The sequence below is a fragment of the Clostridia bacterium genome, assembly GCA_012840125.1.
Taxonomy (GTDB): domain Bacteria; phylum Bacillota; class DULZ01; order DULZ01; family DULZ01; genus DULZ01.
Genome location: DULZ01000011.1, coordinates 1 through 5,170, shown reverse-complemented (window position 1 = coordinate 5,170; position 5,170 = coordinate 1). Strand labels below are relative to the sequence as shown.

Sequence of the window (5,170 nt, the reverse complement as noted above, 5' to 3'; positions counted from 1 at the left end):
TCCGGCTGGTGAACCAGAGTCTCCAACAACCTTCCGATGTTTTTTTCCTCGTTATATGTTGGGATCAGCACCGAGATTTTCTCCGGCTTACCCGGCTGCATGCACGAAATCCCCCTCGTCCCTTCAATTGGAAGAACGGATTTCTTCTATGAGTTCATACAAAAGCCCGGCGGTGCCTGCGGTGATCTTCTTGCACCCTTGCTTGGTCATCTTGCCTATCACTCCTTGCTTTTTCCGCAGCACGCGGCAGCAGGAAGAGCCAAAGGCCTTGATAAAGCGGTCGTGCAGCGCTCCGGCTGTCTCGGGCGGCAGGTCCAGTCCCTGCTCCTTGTTAACCAGCCCTAAAGCCATTTCCGCCCCTACCAGGGCCCCGCAGGTGCAACCGCTGGCCATGCCTTCCCGGAAAAAATGACCTGCGTCTATCAAAAAACCGGGGCTGATTTCTAAAGAATACGTCTCATGGGCGGCCAGCAGGATGCTTTGGCAGCAGTTATATCCTTTTGTAAACCAACCGGCCGCTTTCTCCTCCATCAATTCTTTCATCTTCCCATTCCTTCTCCTGTCCTTTTCTCAACCAGATCCACCCGCCCCACAAACTGGTCAGGCTGACCAGCACGGCAAATAAGACGGAAACGGTAAGAGCTCCCTCCCGGGACACTCCTAGGGAAGAGAAGAGGGCCACATAGGCTCCCTCCCGGGTGCCGTACCCGTTGATCCCCAAGGGGATCATGGCCGCCACGGAAGTGGCCGGGATCAGGACACAAGCTTCCAGTAAAGTCACCCCGGGGATATCCAGGGCGCGAAACAAGCAGTAGTTCACCATCACGACACAGCCTTGAAAGACGACGGACCATCCCAGCGCCGCCAGCAGCAGGTCCGACCGGCGCCTCAAGCGCAGGCCGTGGGCACTGAAACCTTCCAGAAACCGGGCTGCACCGGGGAAACGGTGCAAGAACCGCTGTAAGCGCTCCAGCAGTTTGGGATACAGTATTAGAAGTAGAAGGGCAAGGCTGAATAGGGCCAAGACCGCAAAAAACGCCGCCAGATACGGCACATCCAGCCTGCTGAAAGGCCACGCCAGTAAAGCAAGAAGAGACAACCCGGCCGTGGCCAGGATCCTTTCCGCCACCACCGTGGCGGCGGACCCGGCCATGTCCCCCACATACTTGCCGGTCCAGTAAATCCTCACGGCATCGCCGCCGATACTGGAAGGGAGAAAATTATTAAGAAACAGGCAGGCCCAGTAGCTCTGCCATAGAACCCGGTAAGGTGTGGCCAGGCCGGCGGCCCGGTTGAGGAGCTGCCATTTGTAAGCGCTGACGGCTACCGAAACCACAATCCAGCCCAAAGCGGCCGCCAGCCACGGGATTTTTGCCCCGGCCAGTAAATCAGCCACGTGCTGCCATTCTATGCTCCGGAACAGCCAAAACAATAACCCCGCCGAAATAATTACTTTCAAAAGAGTTAGATATTTTTTCCGGGCCCCTGGTGCCCCCATGAGCTATTTCTCCTTTACCGGAACAGGGTCGTTCCATTTTCTGAAAACAATATTAAATAAGTTAGTTTTATCAGTCAAATCGAAAGATTTGATACCGTTACTCACTGTATAAAATTACCTTATGATTGGGCAAATCGGCCATCCCTAATGTCCCCACCAAACTCAAATATACCCAAGCAAGAGCCGTACCGGCATAATCCCACGTCATTATTGGTAACCTTATGGTGACAAGGCGGGAGACCCTGAACAACCCGGTGCGTGAACCGGTGACTGCTTGCCAGGCAAAAACCTACTTTCAACCTGTCCGGGTCTGAAAGTAGGTTTGTACACCGTCGGAGACATTCTTACAAGCCTTTTTCCGTTAATTCCTCATAAGGCCATCCGGCCATGCCCTTTTCCAGGATGAACAGTCTTTCTTCAGCAATGCCTTTTTCTTTCAGGTAATTATATGTTCTCTCGGCACCACCGCCGCCCCTGGGGCAAACAATGACGACCGGGCAATCGCCCTCTAATTCAGACAACACTGCGCCCAGCTTCCCTTTATCTTCCTCGCTCTGGACCGGATAAGCATGGGTAGGAAGGGAACCGGCGATATGATGCTCCTGCCACTCTTCTTCCACTTGAATATCCAGCAGCACCATCTCTTCCCTGTTTTCTAGTTTTTCTTTAACCTCCGCCGCGGTGATATACCGGTACTCGGCTTTAGTTTCCGTTGATGAAGAACCAGCACCGCCGCAGCCGGCTACCAATACCGCCGCTACCAGCAAAAGCGCCAATCCGGCTATCATTTTTTGATGGTATTGTTTCATGGAATCCCCCTCCTCATCATGAATTGCAACCTGACATGGATAATAACAGACCATATCCCCTATTACAAGGCGGATTAAATAATTTTCTGCCAATTGATTAAACAATAAATTTTCTCTATTTGGCCTGGCGAAATAACGTGTTTATTATTGCATCGATTAAAGTGATAAAATATAGCTATCACTGTTTTTCGTCAACATGTGGCGCACACTACAAGGGATAGACTCTTTACTATTACCGGGGGAGAATGGTCATATGGTGTTCAGAACACCCCATACCGGTCGCATGCCCGGCGCCTTCTACTGGCTGTTCGGCTTGTCCTTGCTGGTGACCGGAGGCCCGGCCGTACCGCTGCTTTTCGGAAAACCTCATCCGGTTAAACTGGTGACCCTATTGGTTTTAGGAACGGTCTTTATCGGTATGGCCTGGCTGATGTGGTATTATCATCGTTCTTTCAACGGGCTTAGTTACGAACTGACCGGGACCGGAATTATCATCAACTGGGGCAAGAAACCGGTGGTAATCCCCTATCATGAGATCACGGCCGTTACCGCCATGAAGCTGAAAGGAGCCAGCCGGGTGTACGGGATGGAGCTTGGCGGCTACCGCCAGGGTATTTTTTCCATTTACCGCTTGGGAAAGGGCGAGTTTTATGCGGTGGGGGATGAAGCCGTGTTGGTCCAAACGGGAGACAGCCTGTACGGCATAACTCCTTTGGAGCGGGAAGGATTCATGACGGCCCTGCAGGCAAAGCTGCGGGAAAAGGGTGTTTCTTACTCAGAGCAGGTAATAAAGCAAGCTACTAAAACTAAAACCGGTTCTTCCCTCGACGGGTGGACCGTAGCAGGACTGGTGGTGGGCTTTGGACTGATCCTGGGTATGGCTCTGGCCATTTACGTGCTGACACCGCGGCTGCCGGAACAGATTCCCATGCACTACAACTGGCGGGGCGAGGTCAACCGTTACGGGCCGCCGGAAGAGCTGTATATACTGCCCGCACTGGCCCTGGTCAGTTGGTTGCCCACGGTGGCGATCGGATTGGCCCTTACCGGTGATTATCCCCGGATCAGGCGATTCATGGTGGCGTTGGCCGCCGGCCTGGTTTTGTTCATGTGGGCTGTCCTTTTGGCCATGATCCTTCCTTTACTCTGACCCGGTAGTAATTAGCCAAACGCTAAGAACCGTATTTCTGCTACGGCGGTGCTGCTGCCAACCCCCCAAGACCAGAACGGACAAACCCAGCACAACCATGATCAAGCCCCAGGGCATCGTCGTCCCCCAGGCGTCACCGGTAACCGGAGGATACTTCAGGAGATATATTGCACCCAGCAGCACTGACGATAACCCTGTGACAACAATCAATTAGTCTATCTTCGCACAAGGGAAGACCAGGTAGGCTTTCAACCCTGAGACCCAACTCAGCAGCAAAGAGCGCTTCTCCACTGTCCAACTCATTCGCTAAATATAGATATCACGCACGGCATAGCCGGATTCTAGTCATGTTTAATCTGGTAATCAACGACGACATTATCGTCCAATTCAATCACAAGCCATTCGCTGTCCACGCTGATTAATCCGCGTTCCGGTCCCAAATAGTAGACCATATTGCCCGGCTCTTTAAAGTAGGCGTTTTCTGTCTCCGGCCCTAATAAGTCTATGACTTTGTCTTTGGATAACCCTACCAACGCTTGTTTGCGGAACAAATCGTCAACTATTTTAACGCGCTCCTCCGGATAATTAAGCCAGCGGCTGGTAGTAAATGTATGTTCACATTTGTACTTGACCCCTAAAAAAACCATGCCAAGTGTTAAAGCAGCTAAGACAACATACCTTAACCAGGCCGTTCTTATGTTATGATTCATTAGCATCGTCCCCTATCATATAGCTCCGCTACTTCCACTTAAGCCTGCACAATGTACTTATTCTGTGCACGGCAATGAAGACTGTTATAGTAGAGAGCGCGGACGCCTTAGTTTGGCGGAATTACGTTGGACTACCCTATATCTAATTGCAAACTCCAGAACAAAACCTTATCGTTCAACAATTGTGGTCTCTACGGAACCATCAGGCATATCACTAAAGGCAATAAATTTGTTATCGCTGGTGACTCTCGCCATAATATATCTTTGTTGCGAATTTGGTTCTATCAGAACGTGTCGTGAATTATTATCAAGATCATAAGCAATAATGCTATCACCAGTATTGATAAGAACAGTTCGATCAACTAGGTCTATGGAAAATACATATTCCTCTATTGAGTATAGCGCATGTTTTGCATGATCATAAATGAAGATTGAGGTTGAATAATAGTTTTCAAACCATGCCGTAATCTTGCCGTTGGAATAAGCGTTTTCTACGCGAGCATCCCGTGGCAAGAGCAAGGTTTGGGTATTCAACGTTTCAAGATTGCACACATGTATTGTCACTCCGCTGGCATCCTCCGACCAATAGGCCAGCGTATTGTCGCGAATATGAGCTCGCTCGCAAGGGATGTTTGCCCCGGGACTGGATGATAAAATTATTGGTTGCTCCTTATCAATGGAACAAACTACCAAGTTGAATATGTCTTTTTCCGCATCCCTTTCAAACCATGACACATACTCGTTGCTGACAGAAAGGGAAGGCGGAATTGAATCAGGAAAAGGCTTTCCTGCCCAAGGGGGGACACGGGGACAGGTCCCGTGTCCCCTTTCTGTTGCGGGAAGAGCAGGCGGGACAGGGGACCTGTCCCCGTGTCCCTCTGTCCCCGTGTCCCTCCGGGGGACCTGTCCCCGTGTCCCTCCGAAGCAATTTTTTGATTTCTTCGTCAGTCATTTGGGCTGCTTTATGGTATTGAAGATTACATTCCCGGCAACGTTTTTGGAC

General features: G+C 50.8%; 6 protein-coding genes. 1 reads left to right on the top strand and 5 read right to left on the bottom strand.

All coding sequences use genetic code 11. The features are described from left to right. Window positions 1-123 precede the first annotated feature (123 nt). The 3 genes from GXX34_01470 to GXX34_01460 form a co-directional block, all read right to left on the bottom strand. Window positions 124-543, bottom strand: a complete 420-nt coding sequence (locus tag GXX34_01470; GenBank protein HHW06197.1) for a C_GCAxxG_C_C family protein — start codon at window positions 541-543, stop codon at window positions 124-126. Beyond that, the gene (locus tag GXX34_01465) at window positions 491-1,498 is read right to left on the bottom strand and encodes a flippase-like domain-containing protein (protein ID HHW06196.1); all 1,008 of its coding nucleotides are present in this window, start codon (window positions 1,496-1,498) and stop codon (window positions 491-493) included. The genes GXX34_01470 and GXX34_01465 overlap by 53 nt, the downstream gene beginning before the upstream one ends. 344 nt (window positions 1,499-1,842) lie before the next feature. Next, on the bottom strand, window positions 1,843-2,286 hold the full coding sequence (locus GXX34_01460) for a rhodanese-like domain-containing protein (protein ID HHW06195.1): 444 nt from the start codon (window positions 2,284-2,286) through the stop codon (window positions 1,843-1,845). 274 nt (window positions 2,287-2,560) lie between these two features. Here GXX34_01460 and GXX34_01455 point away from each other — a divergent pair, with 274 nt between their 5' ends. Continuing rightward, window positions 2,561-3,457, top strand: coding sequence for a DUF1648 domain-containing protein (locus GXX34_01455; protein ID HHW06194.1), 897 nt, complete (start codon window positions 2,561-2,563; stop codon window positions 3,455-3,457). 341 nt (window positions 3,458-3,798) lie between these two features. Here the strand turns inward: GXX34_01455 and GXX34_01450 are convergent, their stop codons facing one another. Together GXX34_01450 and GXX34_01445 are read right to left on the bottom strand one after the other, a co-directional pair. Beyond that, a complete protein-coding gene (locus tag GXX34_01450; GenBank protein HHW06193.1) occupies window positions 3,799-4,167 on the bottom strand; it encodes an RNA methyltransferase in 369 nt (122 codons plus the stop codon). A 168-nt stretch (window positions 4,168-4,335) separates the two neighbouring features. Continuing rightward, window positions 4,336-4,860 (bottom strand): hypothetical protein, encoded by a 525-nt coding sequence (locus tag GXX34_01445; GenBank protein HHW06192.1) that lies wholly within the window; start codon window positions 4,858-4,860, stop codon window positions 4,336-4,338. Between the last annotated feature and the right edge of the window lie 310 nt (window positions 4,861-5,170).